We start from the raw sequence: 24593 nt of genomic DNA, 5'->3' as shown, positions 1-24593 counted from the left end.
TTATTAAAAGAATCATATAGTTGCGAAAAAAAACTCCATCAGCTATGTTAAGACTAGAATGTTTACCTATAGAGTGATAATATAGCGCATGAATGGTTTTTCTGAAAAGCATTCTGTGACTATTTTGTTTCAATTTAAATAGGAAACAAAACCACATTTTTTATTCTTAAAAAGGATATATATAAATATAAAATAGCTTGGAGGATACAAGGTACTATGAAAATCGTTATTGTAGGTGGAGGGAAAGTTGGAGAATTTCTTTGTACTGCACTTTCCACAGAAGGAAATGATGTGGTCCTCATTGAAGCAAATAGTAGAATTTTAGATCGAATCACAAATAAAACCGATATTATCGGCATTGTTGGCAATGGAGCAAACTATGATGTCCTGATAGAAGCAGCTGTTTCTGAATGTGACATATTTATTGCAGTTACAGAAAAAGATGAAATCAATATGATTTCGTCTATTATAGCCAAGAAGTTAGGGGCTAAAAACACTATTTTAAGGGTCCGGAACCGAGAATACTCTTCTCATATGGATTTTGTACAAAAGAGTCTAGGTTTGACAATGATGATCAATCCGGAACTAGAAGCTGCTAAGCATATGGCTAATTTGATTAAATTTCCTTCAGCTCTAAGCGTCGAATCTTTTGTTAATGGTCGAGTAAGCATGGTAGAAATGGAAATTGGTGAAAATAGCTCATTAATTGATATTAGTTTAATTGATTTTAAAAATCACTATAAAAACATTATGGTTATGATCGTTCTAAGAGGGGAAACGGCTTTTATTCCTTCTGGTGATGCTATTTTAAAGAAGGGTGACCGCATTTATGTAACAGGAGCCCAAAAACACTTGAACAAGTTCTATAAAGCTGTTGGGACTTATAAGGAAAAAATCAAATCAGTCTTGATTATTGGAGGCGGCAGGATCACCTATTACTTGTTAACCTTACTAGCCCCTTCAAACTTAGATATTAAAGTCATTGAGCAAAATGAAGATAAAGCATTTGAATTAAGCAGTCATTTTCCAGAAGTTGTGGTGATCAATGGCGATGGAACCGATCAAAGCTTCCTAGATGAAGAACGAATGGAAATGTATGATTCAGTTATCAGCTTAACAGGTGTCGATGAAGAAAATGTCATTAATTCCATGTATGCTGCTAAAAAAGATATGAAAAAAATCATTACTAAAATCAACCGCATCTCATTGATGAAAATTTTAGGAAGCGTAGGGTTACAGTCTATTGTGACACCAAAACGAATTATCGCAAACAGCATCATTCGTTTTGTTCGTTCACTAGAAAATTCTCAAGGTTCAAATGTTGAAGCACTTTATCGTTTGGCCGATGACCAAGTTGAAGTTCTTCAATTCAGAGTAAAGGAAAATAGCCGCATCATTAACATACCGTTACATGAATTGAATACAAAAAACAATCTTTTGATTGCTTATATCATTAGGAAAAAGAAAGTCATTTTCGCTAGTGGAGAAGATGTAATTAAACCAAAAGATCATGTCATAGTAGTTAGTACACAGCGTACATTTAATGATATTGATGATATCTGGGAATCAAAGAAGGTTAAGAAAAATGAATAATGCTATGGTGAAATACATTATTGGCGGGATACTTAGAATAGAAGCTGTTTTAATGATCATTCCTCTAATTGTCAGTTTTATTTATCGAGAAGACAGTTTATATCAATTAAGTTTTCTGATTCCTATTTTATTTTTAACCGCAACCGGTTATTTGTTATCTAGAAGTAAAATAGAGGAAAGGCAGATTTACGCCAAAGAAGGTTTTGTGATCGTCTCATTATCGTGGGTTCTATTATCCTTTTTTGGTGCTTTCCCTTTCGTTATCAGCGGCGACATACCTTCTCTGATAGATGCTTTTTTTGAAACTACCAGTGGTTTTACTACAACGGGATCAAGTGTTATTCAAAATGTTGAAGCCCTTTCGCATTCCATGTTATTTTGGCGCAGTTTCACTCAACTTGTAGGCGGAATGGGAGTCCTTGTTTTTGCATTGGCTATCATGCCGCAAATCGGTTCGGAATCTGTTCATATCATGAAAGCAGAAGTGTCAGGTCCTGTTTTCGGTAAGTTAGTATCTAAACTTTCTTCTTCAGCAAGGATTTTGTACCTGATTTACCTTTCGATGACCGCTATAATGGTTGTCTTGCTGCTTTTTGGCGGAATGAATCTTTTTGAAGCATTGCTGCATGCTTTTGGAGCAGCAGGAACTAGCGGATTTGGCATTCGTAATGGGAGTATAGAGCCTTATGACAGCGCCTATATCGAGACAGTATTAAGTGTGGGAATGATTTTATTTGGTGTCAACTTCAACATCTATTACCTTATTTTGGTCCGACATGTCAAAGAAGCCTTCAGCAGTGAAGAATTGCGTTGGTATTTTATGATTATTGGTTCAGCCTTTTTATTGATTTGTTTGAACTTATTCAGTACCTACCATTCATTTGGAAGAATGTTTAGAGATGTATTTTTTTCAGTTTCTTCTGTGATCACTACAACAGGTTTTTTAACTGTGGATTTTGGACACTGGCCTTTATTTTCACGAGTGATTTTATTGCTATTGATGTTTGTCGGAGCAAGTGCGGGTTCAACAGCGGGTGGTCTAAAAATCTCACGAGTCATTTTGCTGTTAAAATCGGCTTTTGCAGAATTTAAACGGATTCGTCATCCCAATCGCATTGTTGCTGTGCAATACGATAATAAAACAGTCGACCGCGATATCCTTCGTAGAGTACTAAACTATTTATTGGTTTATTTAGTTATCTTTATTAGTTTGATATTAATCGTTAGTCTAGACTTTTCCGACTTTGAAACAGCTTTTGGTACAGTTGTAGCGACGTTTAATAATATTGGCCTAGGATTTAGTACGTTAGGCTTGACCGGCGATTTTTCCGAATTATCCGATTGGCTAAAAGTGTTATTGTCTTTCGTGATGATTGCTGGAAGATTGGAAATCTTTCCGATGATTATTTTATTTTCTCCAAGTACTTGGAAAAAATAAACAAATTGAAAAAAGTACTGCTCTTCGTTTATTCAGCGAAGAGCAGTGCTTTTTTTTCAATGAGGTATTAATGAATAAAATTAAAAGAGAGGCTTAATCTTCCAAGAATAAGCTGCCTTTTTCTACACCAACTTTTTGAGAAGCATAAATACTTGAGTTTCCCGAGCAAAGATAGCTGATGACACAAATCAAAAATAAATAGACAGCATTTTCAGATCCGAATAATTCGATCCCCATTATAAAACAAGCAATCGGCGTATTGGTAGCTCCTGAAAAAACACCTATAAAACCTAGTCCAGCTAAAAAACTGATCGGTAAATGAAGCAAAACAGCTAATGAACTTCCCAAAGTAGCACCAATCACAAATAACGGCGTAACTTCTCCACCTTGGTAACCTGCACCAAGTGTAAAAACAGTGAAAATCAATTTTCCTAAAAAATCATAAGGGCCTGAATCACCGGTAAAGGCTTGAGCAAGCAAAGGCAAGTTCAACCCCAGATAAGCGCGGCCGATGACCCAGACGAAAATTAGAATAACACATCCGCCAATGAATGTTCGAACAGTAGGGTTTGGCATCCATTTAGTATAATATTTTTTTATCAAAACAATTGAGCGGCTAAAAATTAACCCGATAAGTCCAAATGCGATTCCTGCCGCAATCAATTTTACCAATAAAGTAGCGCTAGCATCAGGAGCTGCTTCCATTTCATACACTGCATGCGTCACGCCATAACTTTTAGTAACAAGGTTTGCGAAGTAAGCCGAAAAAAAGCTGGGCAGTAAAGCTTCATGTCTAATCAAACCTAAAGCCAATACTTCCAAACCGAATACAGTGCCCGCTATAGGCGTTCCAAAAACGGCACTAAATCCACCGCTGATGCCGCAAATCACAATGATTTTACGGTCAGGTTTAGTTAAGCGGATCAGTTTTCCGATAGCTTCTGCCAACGCTCCACCCATTTGAACAGCGGTACCTTCGCGGCCAGCAGACCCGCCAAGCAAATGAGTGGTCAGTGTTCCAAACAAGGTTAGAGGAACCAACCGAAGAGGAATGTTCTCTTCATTCCCATTGGCTTGTTCGATAACCAAATTATTTCCGCGAATAGCATTTTTCCCGACTTTTTTATACAAAAAAGAAATTAAAGCCCCTCCAAAAGGCAATAAGTACAGCAGCCAAGTATAAGTAGTTTGTAGTTGAGTGACCCAATCCAAGCTTATTAAAAAGAAAGCTGAAACAGAGCCGATCAAAAGACTCAACACCCCAGCTATACTGATCCATTTAACAAGATAAACAGCGATTGCTATAAAGCTGTTTTTTGAAAAAAATTCTTTCGTTACCATCTTTTTCCTCCTTTTTCTTGCTAGCTCGTTCTAATGAAAAAAAATGACGCCTACTTAAAAAAACATACGGACGTACGTTTTCTTAAGTAGGCGTCATTAATCATAAACTTACTATGATAGTTAAGGGCGAACACCATCGCCTATTTACTTTATTGCACCAAGAGTAGCATGAAAAAAAATAAAATTCAAGAAATAAACGAATGCAGATGTGCAGCTTTACCCTTATTTTTTCAAGCAACTAAAACGGTTTGATGAAACTATTCCAAGTTTAGGGAAGCTAATGTTTTTTTGTGCTTCGCTAAATAGGTCTCATTTTCGAGCAAAGCATAACATAAAATATCTAAAATAAAGTGAATAGGCAACTGACTATTGATAAAACGTTGATCTGTAATGGTTCGATTATCAGAAGCAAACAAAATACCGGTGGCAATATCGGTTAATTTGGTGTGATTGCGATTGGTTATAGCAAAAATAGTCGCAGCTTCCTTTTTAGCAACTTCACAGGCTTCAACAACAGCATCTGTTTCGCCAGAGTTAGAAATGCCAATGAGCAAATCGCCTTTTTGTAATAAAGTAGCACTCATCAACATCATATGCGGATCCGTGATGGCATCAACGGTCAGTCCCATACGTGTCAACCGGGATTTTAATTCCATGGCGCTCAACCCAGAACTTCCTAAACCACAAATCAAAATTTTATTTGACTGTTGAATGGCATTAACCAATTCTCCGATTTTTGTGTGGTCGATTAATTGAGAAGAAGAGTGAACCAATTGGGTATAATAATCGGTTATTTTCTCTGTTAAGTGAACTGGCGCAGGCGCAACAATGGATTCTTGACTGATAAATGTTTTGAATTCTGAAAAACTGCGGTACCCAAGTTTATGGCAAAATCTAGTGATTGTCGCATTGGAAGTTTCCGTGAGACGAGCTAAGTCTTTAATATTCCAGTGATCAATTTGATCTTGTTGTTCTAATATAAACGTTGCAATTTGTTTATCCTTTTTTGTCAAAAGACTATAATTCTGTGAAACTCGATTTGAAAGATTAAGATTGTTTACCATTTGAACTACCTGCCTATGGATTCATTTTCTTTTAGAATACCATTTAAGCAGAGATTACACAAAGCGTGATGAAACGAAGCCGAATAATTATGTTGGTTCAAACAAAGTAATTTACCGCTCTTTTTTAACTTTGGTGCTATACTAAAAGAAAAATAAGCACAAGTGGAGGCGGCATCTGATGAGAGATAAAGTTACGCGAGAAGAATTGGCTCAAATCATTTTAGACGAAGAACTGTTAACCAATGATGCAGCAGAAATCATTGAAATTCTAAAGGATACTAAAGTCTCTAAAGAAGTTAATACAAAACGTACTTCCATGACATTTGGTCAACGCTTAGCCGATCGCATCACTCTTTTTGCTGGCAGTTGGAAATTTATCATTATTTTTTTAGCTACTCTCTTAGGTTGGATCGTATTCAATCAACTTACTGGAAATCATTCATTTGACCCTTATCCATTTATCTTGTTAAACTTGGTTTTGTCTTGTGTAGCAGCGATTCAAGCCCCAGTCATTTTAATGAGTCAGAACAGACAAGCCGAACGCGACCGCAAAACTGCTGAAAATGATTTTAAAGTTAACTTGAAATCTGAAATATTATCAGAAGACATTCATGACAAATTAGACAAGATTCTGATGCAGCAAGCTGATATGCAGAAAAGAATGGACAACTTAGAAAAAAAATACTAAAAATAAGCTGAGCATTGATATGCTCAGCTTATTTTATTGCTTTTCCTTACACGCGCGGATTGTCTTTTCCAACAACAAAAGCTAATGCCAGCATAGCTAAACCAACTAAAATAAAAATAGAGCCGATAATAGGGTCTCCTGATTTAACTGGTCCAAAGTAGCCAAAAATAATTAAAATAAGTCCGATAACGATCATGATCTTTCCAAATATATTAAACATATTCCACCTCCAACAACTGTTGTTTCTTCTTTTTCATTATAGCAAAAAAACTGAAGAAGAGTACTGATATGATTTTGTTCTTCATAAAGAGACGTGTTTATAGATGGAAAATTGCTGCGGTTTTCTAATTTTAAAAAGAGAGAACTATTTTTAAGCGGTCCATGGTAAACTGTTCAATGAAGAAACGCGTAAAGGAGTTAGAAAATGAAAAGAAATCTTGGAAGACTAGGATTATTGCTTGTCACTATTATTTGGGGAGCTGCATATGTTGTCAGTGATGTGGCACTAGATGTATTAAATCCTTACCAGCTTATGACTGGCCGCTTTTTGGTGGCGTTTGTCGTCATGGTGGTATTGTTTTTTAATATGTTAAAAAGAATCACTAAAACAACGTTAGTAAGAGGCGGGATACTAGGTATCTTGTTGTATTTAGCATTTGCTTTTCAAACGGTCGGTTTGACCTACACAACTCCTTCTAAAAATGCTTTTTTAACTGCAATCAGTGTCGTTCTAGTGCCCTTTATTGGTCTGTTGCTATTCAAAAACAAAATTTCTATCAGAGCTTATATTGGCGCTTTTTTATCTATTATCGGTATTGGTTTATTATCATTAGAAGGATTCCATGGTTTTAACATAGGCGACAGTTTAACGTTGATTTGTGCTGTGTTCTTTTCGCTGCAACTTATTTTTACAAGCCGATTTGTCCGCAAAGAAAATATTTTTGCCATTATGATCGTACAAATGGGAGTAGCAACCTTATGCGGCTTGGTTGTTAACGTTTTTAGAGGAGACGCATTTCCATCTCTAACGAATGTGACTGGCAGTTTATCCATTTTGTATTTAGGTGTTTTTTCTACTATGGTTGGATTTATGGTTCAAACAGCTGCACAACGCTTTACCACAGACACCGAAACAGCCATCATTCTTTCGATGGAGTCATTATGGGGCATGTTATTTTCGATGGTCTTATTAAAGGAACAGATAACCCTGCAAATGGCTATCGGGGCAGCAGTGATTTTAATGGGGGTTTTGGTTTCTGAAGTTGATTTTAAAAAAATGAAGCATAGAAAAACGACACATTATGAAAGAGATTAAGAATTTATTTGGAGGAAGTACCATAAAAACTGGCAAGGATGCACGTTAGAAACTCTCGGCTAATTGTAGTTCGTCCTTATCTTAGTTATAATTAAAACAGTTAGATCAAGCTGGGAAGAGTAGGAGCGGATAAAATTGATTGATGTCAGCAAATTGATTCAAGGAAAAAACCTAACTGAATTAGATATCAAAATTTTAAAGTACATCCTCGAAAATATTGACGATGTTTTACAAATGGGGGTTCGAGAGATTGCGAAAGAAAACTATACCTCTCCGTCCACTGTTATTCGGTTAGCTCAAAAATTAGGGTATACGGGTTTTATTGACCTTTATTACCAATTGCTGCCAATGGTGAAAAAAGCAGCAGTTGATCTCAATGATTACACAGATGGGCTATTTAGTATTAACCAACAAGATTTATTAAAAGATCAGACTTTACAAGATGTTGAATTGTTTATCTCCAACGTTTTATCTTTGCCGCAAAAACATATTTTTATTTATGCAACAGGTTTTTCCGCTATTGCTGGAGAATACTTATATAAAAAGTTATTGGTATTAGGAAGAAAAGCGACTATTGCAACAGGAACCGACTCAATAGGTGTTTTTGAAAACAATCTACAAGATATCGGTGCATTAGTCGTTATTTCAAAATCTGGGGAAACACAGCAAGTTATTGAAAAGTTGACGATTGCTAACGAAAGCAATATTTTTACGGTCTCCTTTACTAAGGAAACAAAGAACAGGGTTGCAGAATTGTCCGATCTCAATTTTAAAATAATGGACAACAATAAGTTAGACGATCGCAATATGTTGCCGACGGTCTTTTTTCCAAGATTGCTCATGTTGTTCGAGTACTTAATGAAAGAATACCTACAGCTATTAAATTCAGATAAAAATAAAATTGAGTTGTGAAACGTGTTTCAGTTTACTGGAACACGTTTTTTAAATGCCAAAAACGCTATACAACGAAGCGCTTACACGATAAACTGAAACCATAAAAGATAACAGGGGGGAAAAAATAATGAAGACAAAATTGATGGACGGCATGCAGCGATTTTCAAAAGCGATGTTCATTCCAGTACTGATTCTGCCGATTGCAGGGATTCTGATTGCACTCGGAAATTTGTTTACCAATGCAAAACTCATTGAAACAGTTCCGTTTTTTGACAATCCAATCACAACAGGATTTGGAATGATATTATCTGGATCATTGGTGTCGATCTTAAATAACTTAGGGCTGATATTTTGTGTTGGTTTAGCTGTAGGATTGGCTAAAAAGAAAAAATCAGAAGCAGGGTTTACCTCTTTGCTGGGTTACTTGGTATTTATCAATGCAATGAACAAATTTATGGAACTAAAAGGAATTTTAGTTGAAGTAGACTCATTACAAGGAACTGGACAATCATTAGTTATGGGTGTTCAAGTACTGGATATGGGTGTTTTCTTGGGGATCATCTTAGGAATCGTGACCGCATTCGTTCATAATAAATTTGCGGATAAAGAATTTAACAACGCTTTCCAAATCTATGGCGGTTCTCGATTTGTCTTTATTGTCTTGATTCCAGTTGTGGTCTTATTAGCAATTGCGTTTACTTATATTTGGCCTTTCTTCCAAAACGGAATCAACAGTTTAGGAACATTGATCAATCAAAGTGGAAACTTCGGTATTTTCTTATACGGTACATTAGAACGCTTGTTGATCCCAACGGGTTTGCATCATTTAGTGTACACACCGTTCTTGTATACTTCGTTAGGCGGAATTCAGGAAGTGGGAGGACAACTGCTAGAAGGAGCAAGAAATATTTATTATGCTGAAATTGCTGATCCGAGTGTAAGCGTTCTTTCTCCAAGCGTTATCTGGGATGCGCGTGGTATTTCTAAAATGTTTGGTTTGATCGGTGCCTGTTTAGCCATGTACCAAACAGCTAGTCCTGAAAATAAAGGAAAAGCTAAAGCCATTTTGATACCAGCTGTTGTGACGTCATTTATTGCTGGTGTTACAGAACCAATTGAATTCTCGTTCATGTTTATCGCACCTCTTTTATTTGTTATTCATGCGGTGTTTAGCGGACTAAGTATGGTCGTTCTGAATCTCTTAAATGTTAGAGCTATCGGGCCGAATGGGTTTATTGATTTCTTATTATACAATTTGCCATTGGGAATCGAAAAGACCGGCTGGCCAATGTATATTTTAGTTGGACTTCTGTTCTTTGTTCTTTACTATGTTACTTTCCGCTTTTTGATTTTGAAATTCAATTTTAAAACGATCGGACGCGAAGAAGCCGGCCAGGAAACAAAATTGTACTCTAAAAAAGAATACAATGAAGTAAAAGGCAAAAAAACTGCTGGTGTTCAACCTCAAGAAGGAACCGGCATGGCCAGTATTATTGTCAATGCCTTAGGAGGCGCGGGAAATATCAATACAGTAACCAACTGTTATACGAGGTTAAGGCTAACGCTGAATGAGCCTGGGATGGTTGATGAAGCTATTTTGAAAAATGAAACGGGAGCTAGCGGGGTCATCATTAAAGACCAAAATGTTCAAGTGGTTTATGGACTGCAAGTCAATAGTGTTAGAAAATCTGTAGACCAGTACTTGGGCAGAGAAGAAGACGATGAATAGAAATTAGAAAGGAAGATATAAATGAAGAATTTTTCAGTAGTGATTGCAGGAGGCGGAAGTACCTTTACACCAGGTATCGTCATGATGATGTTGGATAATTTAGATAGATTCCCAATCAGAACATTAAAATTATACGATAATGATGAGGCAAGACAAGCTGTTTTAGGAGAAGCGTTGGCAATCTTATTAAAAGAACAAGCACCAGAAATCGACTTTTCTTATACAACGGACCCTGAAGAAGCCTTTACGGATATGGACTTTTGTATGGCTCATATTCGGGTAGGAAAATACGCGATGCGTGAACAAGATGAAAAAATTCCATTAAAACATGGGGTTGTCGGACAAGAAACATGTGGTCCTGGAGGCATTGCTTACGGAATGCGAAGCATAGGCGGCATGCTGGAAATTATTGATTACATGGAAAGGTATTCGCCAGATTGCTGGATGTTGAACTATTCTAATCCAGCAGCTATTGTTGCTGAAGCATGTCGTGTGCTTCGTCCAACGGCTAAAGTATTGAATATTTGTGATATGCCGGTTGGAACATTAAGAAGAATGTCTCAAATCATTGGCAAACAACCTGAAGATCTAGAAGTTCGGTACTTTGGATTAAATCATTTTGGCTGGTGGACAAGTGTGAAAGACAAGGAAGGGCATGAATATTTGCCGCAAATCCGCGAGTATGTTGCAGAGAATGGTTATTTGACTCAGGTAGAAGTTGATACGCAACACATGGATCAAAGCTGGCAAGAGACCCATAAAAAAGCCAAAGACCTCTTAGCTGTTAACCCGAGGTACTTGCCAAACACTTATTTAAAATATTACCTTTACCCTGATTACGAAGTAGAACATTCAGATTGCACGTATACTCGGGCGAATGAAGTAATGGATGGACGAGAAAAAACGGTCTTTACAGCTGCTAAAAACATTATTGAAAAGGGAACAGCTGAAAATAGCGACTTTACAATTGATAGCCACGCTTCGTTTATCGTGGATTTAGCAAGAGCGATTGCGTTTAATACGCATGAAAGAATGCTGATGATCGTAGAAAATAATGGAGCGATTGCAAACTTTGATGACGACGCTATGGTAGAAGTACCTTGTATTGTAGGTACTGACGGACCAGAGCCGTTAGCTCAAGGGAAAATCCCGCCATTTGAAAAAGCTTTGATGCATCAACAAGTAACCGTAGAAAAGCTAGTTGTAGCAGCCTATGTCGAAGGTAGTTATCAAAAACTATGGCAAGCTCTAACGCTATCCAAAATGATTCCTAGTGCAAAAGTAGCAAAAGATGTACTGGATGATTTAATTGAAGCCAACAAAGGATTTTGGCCAGAACTAAAATAAGATAATTAGTTAAGACAAGAAAAGCGGGTTTGCTCCGCTTTTCTTGTCTTTTTCAATTTATAAAGTACTCACGAGCAATGAAACTGTGTTCCTATTTAATTGGAAACCTCGGAGCAAAACTTATACAATAGAAGCAGGAGAAAATACTGGAGACAATTAAGGCAACTTGGACAGAAAAGGGGTACAATCAAATGGATATGAGAGATGTGAAAAAAGCGACTAGTGTATTGACCAGCGTAGTAGGTGTAACGATCGTTGCATATGGTATTTTCTTATTGACTGAAAGAAAAGATCCTCCACTAGAACCAGAACCGCCGTCTTCAATAGAATCCTTTAGGGAAGAAAGCAGCGAAAAAACAGCATCTGAAAAAAATGATAAAGCATCTTCAACGAATTGAAAAATAGCGAGGCATAAAAGCGTTCTTTAAAGGGAATTTAAAAGGAAGACCAATCCTAATTTTAAATAGGTTAATTCAACGATAACCTTTAATAAACCGAAGATTTGAATTATAATTTGCTTGAAGAACAAAATGTGTCTTGCTATTGATGTTTAAGTTACATAGTAAATTTTTTAACTAACGGAAGGAGCGAAATAATGTCTTCAGAAACCACATTAAAACAAACGCCAATGTTTGAATACTATAAGAAACAAGGGGTTAAATTAATTGATTTTGGCGGCTGGGCGATGCCAATCCAGTTTACAGGTATTATTGAAGAACATAAGGCAGTGCGCAGTCATGCCGGTTTATTTGATGCTTCTCATATGGGAGAGTTTTTAATTGAAGGAAAAGATGCAGAGTCTTATTTGAACCATCTCTTGACTAATGATGTAACCCAAGTAGCACTAAACCAAGCACAATACCATGCGATGTGTTATCCGGACGGAGGAACGATTGATGATTTGATTCTTTCAAAACTAGCAGAAAACCGTTATTTGATCACAACTAACGCCGGCAATACTGAAAAAGATTTCAAATGGATGCAAGAGCATTTGACGGGTGACGTGAAACTTGAAGACTATTCTGATTCGATTGGGTTACTGGCATTGCAAGGACCGTCTGCCGAAAGTATTTTACAAAAATTAACAGATGTTGATTTAGGTGCCATAGGTTCCTTTCGTTTTGTCCAACAAGCAACGGTAGCAGGGATCGAAAACGTTTTAATTTCTCGAACAGGGTACACTGGCGAAGAAGGATTTGAGTTGTATGTAGAAGCTGTTCAAACAGAGAATCTGTGGCGCCAATTGGTTGAGGTGGGAGAAGCTGAAGGATTAAAACCATGCGGACTGGGTTCTCGAGATACATTGCGTTTGGAAGCGGCGCTTTCGCTTTACGGACATGAATTATCAGCAGAAATCACACCACTGCAAGCTGGCATCGGTTTTGCTGTGAAAACCAAAAAGGACAGTGACTTTATTGGGAAAACGGTTCTTGCAGCTCAACGAGAGAGTGGAGTGAAGAAAAAAATCAGAGGATTTGAATTGACAGGTAAAGGAATTGCACGTGAAGGCTGCAAAGTTTATACTGAATCCGGCAAAGAAATTGGCGTAGTGACTTCCGGAACACGGTCTCCTTCTTTAGGGAAAAGCATTGGATTAGCGTTGTTGGATGCCGCTGAAAGCAACTTTGGAACATCTATAAAAGTTGAAGTGCGCAATAAACTGGTAGATGCACTAGTGATGAAAACGCCTTCTTATCGCAGATAGAACAATAAAATAAATTGTTTTTGAGTAGAGATAAAAAATTGACTAAAATTTGATAATAGAAGAGGAGAAATGAAAATGACTGAAAACGATATGAAAAGATACTATACAGAAGAACACGAATGGGTGATGCCGATCGGAAAAGATAAAATACGTTTAGGTATCACTGAATATGCGGCGAAAGAGTTAGGGGACGTTGTTTATGTAGAGTTGCCTGAAGCAGACAGCAGCGTTAGTGCAGGAGACGAAGTGGGGACTGTTGAATCAACAAAATCGGCTTCCGTTATCTTCTCGCCTGTTTCTGGAAAAATTGTAGCTGTTAATGAAGAACTAGAAGATGCTCCTGAATTAGTCAACGAAGGACCGTTTAAAGAAGGCTGGATGTCTGAAATTGAATTGTCTGATGCAAGTGAACTTGAGGAACTGCTGAGTGAAGAAGACTATGCTGCATTAATTGCTGAATTGGCAGAAGATGAAGCGAATGCAGAGGAGGAATAACTGTGGGAAATGATTTTAGATACCTGCCGGATACGCAGCAAGACCAAGAAGAGATGCTGGCAGCCCTAGAGATTTCATCAATTGCTGAACTGTTTGCTGATGTCCCTGCTGATATTCGCCTAACAGAAGAGTTAGCTATTCCAGCAGCCGTTCATGAATCTGCTTTAATGAAAAAAATGGAGCAGCTCGCGAATAAAAACAGCCATACGAATGGTTTTTCGCTGTTTTTAGGAGCTGGAACGTATGACCACTATATTCCAAGCGTAGTCGATCATGTGATTTCACGATCTGAATTTTATACAGCTTACACCCCTTATCAAGCAGAAGCCAGTCAAGGAGAACTGCAAGCTATTTTTGAATTCCAAACAATGGTCTGTGAATTGACGGGAATGGATGCTTCTAACTCATCATTATACGATGGGTTCACATCGATCGGAGAAGCGGCAACAGTGGCTGTTCGAACAACTAAGCGTTCTAAAGTGGTCATTTCGAGAGGTGTCCATCCACAAGGCCGTGAAGTACTAAAAACCGTCTCTGGAGGATTCGATTATCAAATGGAAGAAGCTGTGTTAAGCAATGATCTAACCGATTTAACTGCATTGAAAGCACAAGTGACTTCAGATACAGCCGCTATTATTGTGCAATACCCGAACTTTTTTGGTTCAGTTGAAGATTTAGCAGAGATCAAAGCTATTGCTGAAACGCAAAAAGCGTTATTGATCGTTGTTGCAAACCCATTAGCATTGGCTTTATTGGAAGCACCCGGAAATTTAGGAGCCGATATTGTTGTGGGGGACATGCAGCCAATGGGCTTAGCCATGTCATTTGGAGGACCGCATTGCGGTTATTTTGCTGTCAAGAAAAAATACATTCGCAAACTGCCTGGACGCATTGTCGGGCAATCGGTAGATAAAGAGGGCAAACGCGGATTTGTCTTGACCTTGCAAACACGAGAACAACACATCAAACGCGAAAAAGCAACGTCGAATATGAGTTCCAACCAAGCTTTGAATGCATTAGCTTCAGCTGTATTTATGTCAGCATTAGGAAAAGAAGGCATTCAAAAAATGGCTCAGTTGAATATCGAAAAAGCTGATTATATGGCAAAACGGCTACAAGAAAAAGGCTTTGCTATTAATAACCAGGCTCCATTTTTCAATGAATTCGTCGTTGAATTGCCTTTTTCAGTGCGGCAAACCAATGAAAAACTGCTTGAACACAAAATAATCGGCGGATATGATTTAGAATCAGAGTATGGATTCAAAAATCATATGTTGGTAGCTGTGACGGAACAACGAACCAAAGAAGAAATAGATGGATTTGTTGAGGTACTGGAAGGGATGATAAATTGATGGACTACAATGACTTGATTTTTGAAATTAGCCAACCGGGTCGAATCGCTTCTAGTCTTCCTGAAAGCGATGTAGCTTCAATTGATTTGACGGCTAAATTTCCCGCGCATTTGGTTCGCAAAGCGCCTGCAGAATTGCCGGAAGTTTCAGAACCGCAATTGATGCGCCACTATACGGCTTTATCGAATAAAAATTTTGGTGTAGATAATGGTTTCTATCCTTTAGGCTCTTGTACAATGAAGTACAATCCGAAGATTAATGAAGACGTCGCACGTTTAGCTGGGTTTGCCAAGATCCACCCGTTCCAACCGGCTGAAACGGTGCAAGGCGCCTTTGAATTGATGTATGAGCTACAAGAAGATTTAAAAGTTATTTCTGGTATGGATGCCATCTCATTGCAGCCTGCTGCCGGAGCACAGGGCGAGTGGACTGGGTTGATCATGATGAAAGCCTTTCATCAAAAAAATGGAGATGGGGAGACGAGAACAAAAATTTTGGTGCCTGATTCGGCTCATGGAACCAATCCGTCTAGTGCTTTTATTGCTGGTTTTGATGTGATTGAAATTCCATCTAATAAAGAAGGTACGGTTGATTTGGAAGAACTGAAGAAACAGGTTGGACCGGATACTGCTGGACTGATGTTGACCAATCCAAATACTCTGGGGATATTTGAAAAAGATATTTTAGCGATGTCTGAAATCGTCCATGAAGCAGGCGGCTTGTTGTATTATGATGGAGCAAACTTAAATGCAATCATGGGAAAAGTAACGCCTGGAGCAATGGGATTCGATATCGTTCATTTGAATCTGCATAAATCTTTTAGTACACCTCATGGCGGCGGCGGTCCTGGTTCGGGTCCAGTTGGAGTCAAAGCCTTTTTAGAACCGTACTTGCCGATTCCTCGCATTGAAAGAAAAGGGGAACAATTTGGCTTAGCAGAAAATTATCCTTTGTCAATCGGACGCGTTAAAGGTTATTTTGGCAACTTTGGAGTGAATGTTCGTGCTTATACGTATATCCGTACAATGGGTCCTATTGGGCTGCGTCAAGTAGCGGAAAGCGCAGTGCTGCACGCTAATTACTTGCGCAAACGACTAGAACCGTATTTTGATGTCTCGCATAAACAATTTTGCAAACATGAATTTGTTTTGTCTGGTTTAAGACAAAAGAAACTCGGAGTCCGCACGATGGATATGGCAAAACGTTTATTGGACTTTGGGTACTATGCTCCGACAGTCTACTTTCCGTTGATTGTAGAAGAAGCGATGATGATCGAACCAACTGAAACTGAAACCAAAGAAACGTTGGATGCTTTTGCAGATACGCTGATCCAAATTGCTAAAGAAGTTGAAGAAACGCCGGAAGTTGTTTTGGAAGCTCCGCATCAAACATTTGTTAAACGGATGGATGAAGTACAAGCTGCTAGAAAATTAATCTTAACGTATAAAAAAGAATAAAGAATAGAGCTCTCTCAAAAACTAAAAGTTGAGAGAGCTCTATTTTGTTTAAATCACTTTAGTTGGGTTCAAGCGCCCATCTGGATCGAAGACTTTTTTGATTTGGCGCATAAAATTCAAATAATTAGGATCGAACATTTTTTCGAAATGGTGTTTTTTGATAATACCAATGCCGTGTTCAGCAGAAGGCAAGCCGCCAAGTTCTTTTATTTTAGCGTACAACAGGTCCAAGACCTCATCGCGTTTGGTTTCCCATTCTGTTTGGTCAGTGATATCGCCACGTGTTACACACGTATGCAAATTCCCGTCACCAGCATGTCCAAAGCTGATCATTTTCAAGCCGCTATTTGCTTCGAGGTCTTTGGTGTACTGGTAGAGAGTTGAAATGTGGTTGATCGGAACCGATTCATCAAGAGTTACTTGTTCCGTATAGTTCACTACGGCAGTCAACAGTTTATCTCGCAGCAACCAAGCCGTTTCTTCCAGCAGCGGATCCGTTAAAGAAATAAGTTCTACCGCGTTATGCGGCAAAATGCTGGCTTCGAGCAACGTTACACGGCGCTGGATCGATTCAAGATCATCGCCATCTAATGTGATCAATAAATAGGATTGACCTTTTTGGCTAGGAAATTTAAGATTATTTTCCTTTTCGCTTAATTCAATGACATCGCGTTCAAAAAATTCTAATGCAGTGGGATCAACGCCGTTTTTCAAAATAGTCAAGACAGCATCTGTAGCTTCTCTTAAAGAAGGAAAAGCAGCTGCCAAAGATAAGCTGGTTTTAGGCAGTGGAATCAGCTTCAATTTGATTTGAGTCGTGATGCCAAGTGTTCCTTCAGAACCAATGAATAAATCTTTCAAATCATAGCCTGAACTGTTTTTGATGTTCAAACTGCCTAAACTCAGCTCCTCGCCATTCGCTAAAATGACCTCTAATGCACGGACGTAATCTCTGGTCACGCCGTATTTGACAGCACGCATACCGCCAGCATTAGTCGCGACATTTCCGCCAATTGAAGAATGTTTAGAACCAGGATCAGGAGGATAGAAGTATCCGCGGCTCTCAACGTATTCTTGAATATCTTGCAATAAAACTCCAGGTTCTACAGTCAACGTCATCGTTTCTGTATCTAAGTCAAGAATCCGGTTCATTAAGTGTAAATCAATGATCAATTCGCCTTTTACAGGAGAAGTTGCTCCAGATAACCCCGTTCCAGCACCGCGTGCAATAATCGGTAAATCTTCTTTATTAGCAAATTTAACTAATTCAAGAACTTCTTCTTTTGTTTTCGGCAATGCCACAGCATAAATCGCATCCGTTAAGCCGACGTATTCATCGTAACGGTAAGTATCGGGTATAGCCTTTCCAGTGAAAATTCGTTCTTCATCTTGAATGATGTCTGTTAATAACATATAAAAAACCTCCTTTAGTAACTAGGGAATGTGAAAAAGAAACCCTTTACATTCAGTGTGCACCATAAAAAAGCAAACTTCAAGAAAAAAGTAAGTTTCATTTTTATTTTTTGAAAACGAGCAGCTTAAAATAACATCGCGATGCAACGAACTAGCTAAATCTACAGTGGCTGGAGAACTAAACTCTATACAAAATAGATTAGGACCTTAAGAACTTTTTCAAAAAGAAGAGTGAATAGATTAAGTTTTTTTAATGTTTCTTTTTTTTTCTTGATTTCTTTTCTGAAAAGGAGTAAATTCAATCATAGACATTGGAAGTCCATAATGGATATTGAATGTATTTGAATATGAAGTGAAAATGAAAAGGGGCGAGAGTGTGAATTTGACTAAGGGATTGGAACAAGCGGTTTGTATCATCACTTTGTTGGCGACTCAAGACAAAAAATTTCCAATTGCTTCACATATTATTAACCAAAGACTAGAAGGAGCATCTCCTTCTTATGTAAAAAAAATTATTCGGAAATTAGTTGTGAATGGACTAGTAACATCTGTTTCTGGCAGTAATGGAGGCTTTCTGCTTGCGAAGAAGCCGGAAGAAGTAAACTTGTTAGAAGTCGTTGAAGCGCTGGAAGGACCGATTGTGACGTACCCCAATACAGGCATGATCAACCAGGTTTTTTCAGATATGGGACCAACAGCAAACCAAGGAGAAAAAGTGCTGACAGAAGTTTTTAGACAAGCTGATGAGCAATACACAAATCTTCTTCGTCAACAAACAGTGGCGCATTTGATTTACGAGTCTCTCGGACGTCGAGAAATTCCAGTAATAAATTGGAACGAAGTGATTGAAAGTTAACACACGTTAAGAAAGGCGTTGAATGGTTTTGATAGAAATGATAAAAAGCGAATGGAAAAAAATAACCAGCAACAAAATGTTGCTGATTTCTTGTTTGGTGATTTTATTTATCCCCATCTTATATGCCGGTTTCTTCTTGAAATCGAACTGGGACCCTTATGGCAATACGGACAAATTGTCAGTAGCAGTTGTGAATTTGGATGAAGCGGTCGACTACGAAGGCAAAGAATTGGATGTCGGTCATGAAATGGTGGATAATTTAAAAAACAATGACGCATTAGATTGGCATTTTGTTTCAGAAAGCGAAGCACAAAAGGGCTTGGCAGATCGTGATTACTATATGGTAATGACATTGCCCAAGGATTTCTCTAAAAATGCTGCTACATTGATGGACACCAAACCTGAAAAGATGAACATTACTTATGAAACAAACGGTTCATTGAACTTTATCGGTGAAGTTATCAGTAAATCGGCTGTTAAAGAGATTCAAACTGAAGTTTCAGCCAATGTGACCAAGGCTTATACTGAAGCTGTATTTGACCAAATCGGAACGATCGGTGAAGGTTTTTCAGAAGCTGCTGATGGTTCTAGTGAACTAGACGAAGGGGCAGATAAATTAAGTACAGGTAATGGAGAAATTACTGAAAACTTAAAAAAATTAGCGACAAGTACACTGACCTTCAGTGAAGGAGCTGAAACGTTAGAAGTTGGTTTAGAACAATACACAGATGGTGTAGCACAACTTAGTACAGGAGCTGCCCAATTGAATGAAGGTACCGGACAACTAGCTTCTAATGTCGGACCATTAAAAGACGGCGTTACTCAATTGAATAATGGGGCATCTGATTTGGCAGGTGGTTTAACGGCTTATACAGCAGGTGTCAGTCAGCTAGACGCTGGAGCAAGCCAACTAACGGCTAACAACGCTAAACTCCAAAATGGCGTTGCTAGTCTCAGCGGTGGAGTAGGTCAAGTCAAAGCAGGCAGTGATCAATTACTGGCTGGATTGAAAGAACTGTCAGGACAAATCGGAAGCAGTATGTCTGGTGAGAACCAATCTAATTTAGATGCTTTGAATGCTGGTTTGCCGCAGATCAATGCCGGTATTCAAGAATTAAATGCTGCTCTAAATGGAGAAGAAAGTTCAATAGATACCGAATCGATTACTGGATCGTTAACCAATGTCGGTGCAAATTTAGAAGGTATGAAAGCTGATTTGACAACAGCTGGTACAAACCTAACAGGTATGAAAGATAATTTAACAACTGCCGGCGCCAATCTGGCAGGCATTGGAACAGATACAGCAGCACTAGGAGAAAAAGCTCAAACGGATGCTGCTAGTACACTTAGTGCCATTCAAAGTACTGCAGCGTTTCAAAGCTTAGACGAAACTCAACAAGCAGAATTGTTAGGAGCTTTACAAGAAGAACTGCAGGCACAAGGAACAGCTACTGCTGCTTCACTTGAAAGTATCGGTGAAAAAACAGCAGCAGCAGCTGAACATGTGTCAGCTGTAGGAAAACAAGCAGCAACAACTGGAGAGAGTGTTGCTGCAGTCGGAGAAAAAGCTACCAATGCAGGAGCGGCGGCTACCGAACTAGCAAATCAAATGACAAGTCTGAAGAAATTGACTGAAGAATTGCCTACGTTAATGGCTTCTGTCAATGAATTAGCTGAAAACTCAAATGTTGCTTTACCTGGCGCAGCTCAAGCTATTACAGAATTGCGTGTCGGATTAACAGCTGTTCAGACGGCTTTAAACCAAACTGGTGAAGGATCTAATAAAGGCGTCATTCAAGGGATGTCTGAATTGAATCAAGGCCTAGCAACCATTCAAAACGGATTGCAAGGCGACAGTGGGTTAGTGGCAGGAATTACTGAATACACAAATGGCGTCAGCACATTGCAAAATGGTGCGGATCAGTTAACAGCCAACTCTGGAGCTCTAAATTCAGGAGCAACAGAATTAAGCGGCGGCATCAACCAAATAGCTGGTAAATTGCCAACACTGATTGATGGAGTCAACCAATTAAATGCTGGTTCGGCTCAATTGGCGCAAGGAACCAATCAATTAACTCAAAATTCTGGAGCCTTGCTTAGCGGGGCCGGTCAATTAGCAAATGGAGCAGACCAAATCAATGATGGTTCTACTCAATTAGCCGATGGATCAGAAACCTTAGGTGAAGGATTGGATACATTGAAAGATGGCACCCACACCTTAGCCACTAGTTTACTAGACGGGGCAGAAACAGTGAATGACATCAATCCAACAGATGCTAATTTTACGATGTTCTCAGACCCGACTAAATTAACACACAAAGAATACAGTCATGTACCAAATTATGGTGCAGCGCTGGCTCCTTACATTATGTCGATGGCCTTGTATGTCGGCGCAGTGGTGTTTAATACGATTTACCCTGTTCGTAAAAAAGCCGTCGCTGGTAAATCTGGATTGGCATGGTGGGCTAGTAAAATGTCAGTTGCACTGCCAGTCGCTGTCTTAATGGCTTTGATCGAAGGTGGCATTCTATTGCTGCTTGGTTTACAAGTACAAGCAGTAGGTCAATTTTTTGTAATGGCTGTGTTAGCAGGATTAGCGTTCATGTCGATCGTCTTATTCCTGACCATCACATTAGATAACGTTGGACGTTTTATCGCCATGTTATTATTGATTGTTCAACTGGGCGGTTCGGGTGGAACATTCCCGATGCCGTTGACAAATAGCTTCTTTAACGCGATTCATCCTTTCTTGCCGATGTCTTACTCTATTTATGGTTTCAGACAAGCCATCACTGGAGGAATGGGTCAAAACTTATACATGCAAAGTATCTTGATTTTACTGATTGTATTTGTAGTATTCAGCGGTTTATTGTTGCTGTTTATGACCATTTCACAAAAGAAAAAAGTTGAGACAACAGAAAACGAAGAAACGTTAACAGCATAAAAAATAAGCGGTCTGCTTTTCTCATTGAGAAGAGCAGACCGCTTTTATTTATTCAAAACCTAAGATGAAAATTCCGACCATAATGCCTGCAATAACCAAGTATTGGCTTCTGGTTAATTTTTCTTTTAAGAAAATACGGGAAAGAATGACTGAAACGATACTGTAACAAGAAATCAGGGGTGTGACAATAATAGCATTGCCCGCGATAGCATAGACGTAGAAAAATTGTCCGAACGTTTCAAACAAGGCTGCATAGCCTTTTGTTCTTTCTTCAAAAAGATTAAACGATTGTTTTTTTATACCAATCAGGTAAATACCAGCTAAAATAGCACAAATCAGAAATGTAAGCTCATAAGAAGTGTTGGCTTGGTTTTCACTCATAACTTTATCTAAGATAAAAGCATCAGCAAAAGTCCCAACACCGTCGATAATGGCATATAAGATGGGTAAAATAATGGCAAGTGCACCAATTTGATATTTTCGATCAATTTTTTCTTTGTGTCTCATTCTGTCCAAATCAGCTTCTCTTTTTTCAAAGATAGATAATAACAAGATACCCACTGAAATAAGAGCAACAGCAAAAAACTGCAGACCGGTCATGACTTGCCCTAGAAAAATGAATGTCAGCAAAGAGGCAATAGCTCCGGATGAGTTCATCACAGGGGATGAAACGGATAGTTCGATATAACGCAATCCAATGTACCCAATCGTCATCGAAAGGATGTACATGCTGGAAACCGGTAAGTAACGAATGATATTCATGGGATCATAAGAAATATCAGTAAATAAAATCGTCCAAAAGGCATGAATTCCCATAACTAGACCGACCATCATCACAATTCTTAAATGGCTGTAAGGGTCTTTTGGATTTGTTCCTTTCTTATAAAATAAATCTGCTGCTCCCCAAGAGAAAATAGAAATCAATGTAAAAACAAACCACATACTCTTCACCTTTTCATATTTATAAATTTGCGAATAACTTATGTAGAACAGACAATGGAATGAATGCTAAAACGACTGTTAATTTCGCCTTATTTATAGTAGCACAAAATGACCGTAAAATAATAGAAATAAAAAAAATCTATGAAAAAAAATGAAAATATAAGATTAAGTGTTGCCTATCCAGGCAATAGCATAATGGATAAGCATCCCAACCCTTTTAAGTACCTTAAGTCTTTGAAAGTTCTATCAATAAGGTAGGCAAACTTCTTTTGAATATAATAAAGAGTTTAAATCCCTACCTATTTAAAAAAATCGATAGTATCCTTCTTTTTCCATATGGTCCCATTACTTGATTAATAGGAGAAGAGCGACTAGACTAAATTTGAGTTTAGAATTTAGGAAAGCATAGGTAAGGAAGCTATGAAGTAATTCACTTTAAAGCAGAAAATTTTAATGACCAAATAACAAAAGAAAAGCTGATCTGGCTTTATTTGGTATGAATAAAAACATCTGAAAGTGGATTGATTTCAATGAGCTGTAGTTGCCTAACTCTTATCCTAATGCGGTTAGGTTTATTAAGAATAGCCCAAGAAACGATCTTCTTCAGAGTTGAAGGAGGTTTTTGTGTTAATTGAAGTACACAATTGTGAAAAACCATGGGAGAAAACCAGCTTTTTGCTATCCTTGAATGGTATGTTTATGAAAATGATCGAATTGAAATCGTAGGGCGAAACGGCTCTTGTAAAACAACCTTATTGAATGTCTTAGCTGATCGTTATGCATAAACGGGGTTTATCGAACAACTGCTGAAAACACTGAAGCAGTTAAAAAATACTGAGAAATGAGAGGATGTTGGAGATGAACCAAAAGGTGGTTTTCGAAAAACTAGCGGTCAAGGAGCGCACGCAGTATCTAGAGCTTTTCTTATTGGCTGATGAAAGTGAGGCGATGATTGAACGCTACCTTAATGAGGGCGAAGCGTATTTGATCCAAATAGAAGAAAAAACTATTGGAGTCATCCTGTTTACTTTTCCAGATTCGCAAACGGTCGAAATAAAAAACATCGCTATCGAACCATGTCATCAAGAACAAGGCATCGGCAAGCAGACACTAGCACTTGCAGAAAGCCATTATGCTGCAAAAGGGTTTAACACGATGGTCGTTGGTACGGCTAACTCTAGCATCTCAGCTATCGTTTTTTATCAAAAAGCAGGATTCAGAATAAATAGTATAAAAAAAGATTTCTTTCTTCATTATCCAGAACCAATCGTGGAAGATGGTATTCCAGCTATCGATATGCTCATCTTTGAAAAAAAGTTAAAAGTCTAACGTCTAACCGATAGACAATCAAAACCTTTTAGTAGTGAGCTTAAAGTGGCAAACAATATCCTATAGCTTTATAATAGGGATACGATAGAGGATAACTAAAAGAAAGCTGGTGTAATGATGAAACTATTTATTAAGGAAAAACGTTTTTCATGGCGCGATACTTTGATTGTTCGAGACGAGCAGGATAACGTTGTTTACGAGGTTAAAAGCGAGTTGCTTTCGATTGGAAATAAAGTCCATATTCAAGATCAGGAAGGCAAAGAAGTAGCTTCTATTGAGGAAAATAAAATGGGGTTTTCACCTAAATATACGGTTTACCAAATGGATAAAAAGGTAGCGGTGCTTAAAAAAGATAAGAACTTGATTGGTTCGGATTACACGATTGAAAAATTAGATTGGAAAATCACCGGACATGTAGAAAAAGATGACTTCCATATTAAAAAAGGTTTTGGCACCATTGCTACGTTCAAGAAAAAATTCCTTTCTATTGGAGATGTTTTTGTCTTAGATGTGGATCATGAAGAAGATACTGTAATGGCGTTAACCGTTGTTATAGCCATTTGGTGTCTGAAGCTGGATGCTGAAGAAGCTGAAAAAAAGGAATAGAGTCACGCTCTAAGCCGACCTCAAATTTGAATGTAAAAAAAACGTGCATTGCCTATTGTTATTGCAATAGGCAGAGCACGTTTTC

22 protein-coding genes and 1 riboswitch are annotated in these 24593 nt (G+C 38.2%); of the genes, 17 read left to right on the top strand and 5 right to left on the bottom strand.

Annotated features, from left to right (window positions below; all coding sequences use genetic code 11):
* Positions 1-216 precede the first annotated feature (216 nt).
* Together trkA and JHE06_RS09255 are read left to right on the top strand one after the other, a co-directional pair.
* Positions 217-1593 carry a Trk system potassium transporter TrkA gene (trkA, locus tag JHE06_RS09260; protein ID WP_058919067.1) on the top strand — a complete coding sequence of 459 codons (1377 nt, stop codon included), beginning with the start codon at positions 217-219 and terminating at the stop codon, positions 1591-1593.
* Positions 1586-3031, top strand: a complete 1446-nt coding sequence (locus JHE06_RS09255) for a TrkH family potassium uptake protein (protein WP_201088589.1) — start codon at positions 1586-1588, stop codon at positions 3029-3031. The genes trkA and JHE06_RS09255 overlap by 8 nt, the downstream gene beginning before the upstream one ends.
* A 93-nt stretch (positions 3032-3124) precedes the next feature.
* On the opposite strand, the gene JHE06_RS09250 is transcribed toward JHE06_RS09255, so the two are convergent.
* Both JHE06_RS09250 and JHE06_RS09245 read right to left on the bottom strand, forming a co-directional pair.
* A complete protein-coding gene (locus JHE06_RS09250) occupies positions 3125-4372 on the bottom strand; it encodes a voltage-gated chloride channel family protein (RefSeq protein ID WP_201088588.1) in 1248 nt (415 codons plus the stop codon).
* Between the two features lie 80 nt (positions 4373-4452).
* Positions 4453-4522: riboswitch (Fluoride riboswitch) on the bottom strand.
* A 107-nt stretch (positions 4523-4629) separates the two neighbouring features.
* Positions 4630-5436: a MurR/RpiR family transcriptional regulator gene (locus tag JHE06_RS09245; protein ID WP_058919064.1), complete on the bottom strand. Its 807-nt coding sequence runs from the start codon at positions 5434-5436 to the stop codon at positions 4630-4632.
* 178 nt (positions 5437-5614) lie between these two features.
* On the opposite strand from JHE06_RS09245, the gene JHE06_RS09240 reads away from it, so the two are divergent.
* Complete coding sequence (locus JHE06_RS09240) at positions 5615-6124, top strand: DUF1003 domain-containing protein (RefSeq protein WP_058919063.1); 510 nt, start codon at positions 5615-5617, stop codon at positions 6122-6124.
* A 46-nt stretch (positions 6125-6170) separates the two neighbouring features.
* On the opposite strand, the gene JHE06_RS09235 is transcribed toward JHE06_RS09240, so the two are convergent.
* Positions 6171-6344: a hypothetical protein gene (locus JHE06_RS09235; protein ID WP_197408980.1), complete on the bottom strand. Its 174-nt coding sequence runs from the start codon at positions 6342-6344 to the stop codon at positions 6171-6173.
* Between the two features lie 204 nt (positions 6345-6548).
* Here JHE06_RS09235 and JHE06_RS09230 point away from each other — a divergent pair, with 204 nt between their 5' ends.
* The 9 genes from JHE06_RS09230 to gcvPB all read left to right on the top strand — a co-directional run bounded on the left by JHE06_RS09230 (position 6549) and on the right by gcvPB (position 16418).
* The gene (locus JHE06_RS09230; RefSeq protein ID WP_058919062.1) at positions 6549-7439 is read left to right on the top strand and encodes a DMT family transporter; all 891 of its coding nucleotides are present in this window, start codon (positions 6549-6551) and stop codon (positions 7437-7439) included.
* A gap of 135 nt (positions 7440-7574) precedes the next feature.
* Positions 7575-8351, top strand: a complete 777-nt coding sequence (locus JHE06_RS09225; protein ID WP_082664197.1) for a MurR/RpiR family transcriptional regulator — start codon at positions 7575-7577, stop codon at positions 8349-8351.
* Positions 8352-8460: 109 nt separating this feature from the next.
* Positions 8461-10062 (top strand): PTS transporter subunit EIIC, encoded by a 1602-nt coding sequence (locus tag JHE06_RS09220; RefSeq protein WP_201088587.1) that lies wholly within the window; start codon positions 8461-8463, stop codon positions 10060-10062.
* A 21-nt stretch (positions 10063-10083) separates the two neighbouring features.
* On the top strand, positions 10084-11409 hold the full coding sequence (locus JHE06_RS09215; RefSeq protein ID WP_201088586.1) for a 6-phospho-alpha-glucosidase: 1326 nt from the start codon (positions 10084-10086) through the stop codon (positions 11407-11409).
* Positions 11410-11600: 191 nt separating this feature from the next.
* Positions 11601-11807, top strand: a complete 207-nt coding sequence (locus tag JHE06_RS09210; RefSeq protein ID WP_201088585.1) for a hypothetical protein — start codon at positions 11601-11603, stop codon at positions 11805-11807.
* Between the two features lie 197 nt (positions 11808-12004).
* Entirely contained in the window at positions 12005-13114 is a 1110-nt protein-coding gene (gene gcvT, locus JHE06_RS09205; RefSeq protein ID WP_201088584.1) for a glycine cleavage system aminomethyltransferase GcvT, read from the top strand.
* A 75-nt stretch (positions 13115-13189) separates the two neighbouring features.
* Positions 13190-13609: a glycine cleavage system protein GcvH gene (gene gcvH, locus JHE06_RS09200; protein ID WP_058919057.1), complete on the top strand. Its 420-nt coding sequence runs from the start codon at positions 13190-13192 to the stop codon at positions 13607-13609.
* A 2-nt stretch (positions 13610-13611) separates the two neighbouring features.
* Positions 13612-14961, top strand: a complete 1350-nt coding sequence (gene gcvPA, locus JHE06_RS09195; protein ID WP_268905208.1) for an aminomethyl-transferring glycine dehydrogenase subunit GcvPA — start codon at positions 13612-13614, stop codon at positions 14959-14961.
* A complete protein-coding gene (gene gcvPB, locus JHE06_RS09190) occupies positions 14961-16418 on the top strand; it encodes an aminomethyl-transferring glycine dehydrogenase subunit GcvPB (RefSeq protein WP_201088583.1) in 1458 nt (485 codons plus the stop codon). Before gcvPA ends, gcvPB begins: the two co-directional genes overlap by 1 nt.
* A gap of 48 nt (positions 16419-16466) precedes the next feature.
* Here gcvPB and JHE06_RS09185 read toward each other — a convergent pair whose 3' ends face one another.
* Positions 16467-17831, bottom strand: coding sequence for an FAD-binding oxidoreductase (locus JHE06_RS09185; RefSeq protein WP_201088582.1), 1365 nt, complete (start codon positions 17829-17831; stop codon positions 16467-16469).
* A gap of 376 nt (positions 17832-18207) precedes the next feature.
* Between JHE06_RS09185 and JHE06_RS09180 the strand changes: the two genes are divergently transcribed.
* Together JHE06_RS09180 and JHE06_RS09175 are read left to right on the top strand one after the other, a co-directional pair.
* On the top strand, positions 18208-18687 hold the full coding sequence (locus JHE06_RS09180) for an Rrf2 family transcriptional regulator (RefSeq protein ID WP_058919054.1): 480 nt from the start codon (positions 18208-18210) through the stop codon (positions 18685-18687).
* Between the two features lie 22 nt (positions 18688-18709).
* A complete protein-coding gene (locus JHE06_RS09175; protein WP_236253495.1) occupies positions 18710-21631 on the top strand; it encodes a YhgE/Pip domain-containing protein in 2922 nt (973 codons plus the stop codon).
* Positions 21632-21679: 48 nt separating this feature from the next.
* Here the strand turns inward: JHE06_RS09175 and JHE06_RS09170 are convergent, their stop codons facing one another.
* Positions 21680-22573, bottom strand: a complete 894-nt coding sequence (locus JHE06_RS09170) for a DMT family transporter (RefSeq protein WP_058919052.1) — start codon at positions 22571-22573, stop codon at positions 21680-21682.
* Between the two features lie 656 nt (positions 22574-23229).
* Between JHE06_RS09170 and JHE06_RS12325 the strand changes: the two genes are divergently transcribed.
* The 3 genes from JHE06_RS12325 to JHE06_RS09160 all read left to right on the top strand — a co-directional run bounded on the left by JHE06_RS12325 (position 23230) and on the right by JHE06_RS09160 (position 24508).
* The gene (locus JHE06_RS12325) at positions 23230-23358 is read left to right on the top strand and encodes an ATP-binding cassette domain-containing protein (protein ID WP_268905206.1); all 129 of its coding nucleotides are present in this window, start codon (positions 23230-23232) and stop codon (positions 23356-23358) included.
* Between the two features lie 73 nt (positions 23359-23431).
* Positions 23432-23902, top strand: a complete 471-nt coding sequence (locus JHE06_RS09165) for a GNAT family N-acetyltransferase (protein WP_236253494.1) — start codon at positions 23432-23434, stop codon at positions 23900-23902.
* Between the two features lie 114 nt (positions 23903-24016).
* Positions 24017-24508, top strand: a complete 492-nt coding sequence (locus JHE06_RS09160; RefSeq protein ID WP_231726774.1) for an LURP-one-related/scramblase family protein — start codon at positions 24017-24019, stop codon at positions 24506-24508.
* The last annotated feature ends 85 nt before the right edge of the window (positions 24509-24593 follow it).

Source organism: Carnobacterium sp. CS13, from assembly GCF_016653495.1.
GTDB lineage: Bacteria > Bacillota > Bacilli > Lactobacillales > Carnobacteriaceae > Carnobacterium_A > Carnobacterium_A antarcticum.
Note: the sequence above shows the minus strand (reverse complement) of the source record. Positions and strands in the feature narration are given on the sequence as shown.

Excerpts from the sequence above, each read along its gene's own strand:
- trkA (WP_058919067.1), top strand. The coding sequence starts at position 217 with ATGAAAATCGTTATTGTAGGTGGAGGGAAAGTTGGAGAATTTCTTTGT.
- JHE06_RS09255 (WP_201088589.1), top strand. The coding sequence starts at position 1,586 with ATGAATAATGCTATGGTGAAATACATTATTGGCGGGATACTTAGAATA.
- JHE06_RS09250 (WP_201088588.1), bottom strand. The coding sequence starts at position 4,372 with ATGGTAACGAAAGAATTTTTTTCAAAAAACAGCTTTATAGCAATCGCT.
- JHE06_RS09245 (WP_058919064.1), bottom strand. The coding sequence starts at position 5,436 with ATGGTAAACAATCTTAATCTTTCAAATCGAGTTTCACAGAATTATAGT.
- JHE06_RS09240 (WP_058919063.1), top strand. The coding sequence starts at position 5,615 with ATGAGAGATAAAGTTACGCGAGAAGAATTGGCTCAAATCATTTTAGAC.
- JHE06_RS09235 (WP_197408980.1), bottom strand. The coding sequence starts at position 6,344 with ATGTTTAATATATTTGGAAAGATCATGATCGTTATCGGACTTATTTTA.
- JHE06_RS09230 (WP_058919062.1), top strand. The coding sequence starts at position 6,549 with ATGAAAAGAAATCTTGGAAGACTAGGATTATTGCTTGTCACTATTATT.
- JHE06_RS09220 (WP_201088587.1), top strand. The coding sequence starts at position 8,461 with ATGAAGACAAAATTGATGGACGGCATGCAGCGATTTTCAAAAGCGATG.
- JHE06_RS09215 (WP_201088586.1), top strand. The coding sequence starts at position 10,084 with ATGAAGAATTTTTCAGTAGTGATTGCAGGAGGCGGAAGTACCTTTACA.
- JHE06_RS09210 (WP_201088585.1), top strand. The coding sequence starts at position 11,601 with ATGGATATGAGAGATGTGAAAAAAGCGACTAGTGTATTGACCAGCGTA.
- gcvT (WP_201088584.1), top strand. The coding sequence starts at position 12,005 with ATGTCTTCAGAAACCACATTAAAACAAACGCCAATGTTTGAATACTAT.
- gcvH (WP_058919057.1), top strand. The coding sequence starts at position 13,190 with ATGACTGAAAACGATATGAAAAGATACTATACAGAAGAACACGAATGG.
- gcvPB (WP_201088583.1), top strand. The coding sequence starts at position 14,961 with ATGGACTACAATGACTTGATTTTTGAAATTAGCCAACCGGGTCGAATC.
- JHE06_RS09185 (WP_201088582.1), bottom strand. The coding sequence starts at position 17,831 with ATGTTATTAACAGACATCATTCAAGATGAAGAACGAATTTTCACTGGA.
- JHE06_RS09175 (WP_236253495.1), top strand. The coding sequence starts at position 18,710 with ATGGTTTTGATAGAAATGATAAAAAGCGAATGGAAAAAAATAACCAGC.
- JHE06_RS09170 (WP_058919052.1), bottom strand. The coding sequence starts at position 22,573 with ATGTGGTTTGTTTTTACATTGATTTCTATTTTCTCTTGGGGAGCAGCA.
- JHE06_RS12325 (WP_268905206.1), top strand. The coding sequence starts at position 23,230 with ATGGGAGAAAACCAGCTTTTTGCTATCCTTGAATGGTATGTTTATGAA.
- JHE06_RS09165 (WP_236253494.1), top strand. The coding sequence starts at position 23,432 with ATGAACCAAAAGGTGGTTTTCGAAAAACTAGCGGTCAAGGAGCGCACG.
- JHE06_RS09160 (WP_231726774.1), top strand. The coding sequence starts at position 24,017 with ATGATGAAACTATTTATTAAGGAAAAACGTTTTTCATGGCGCGATACT.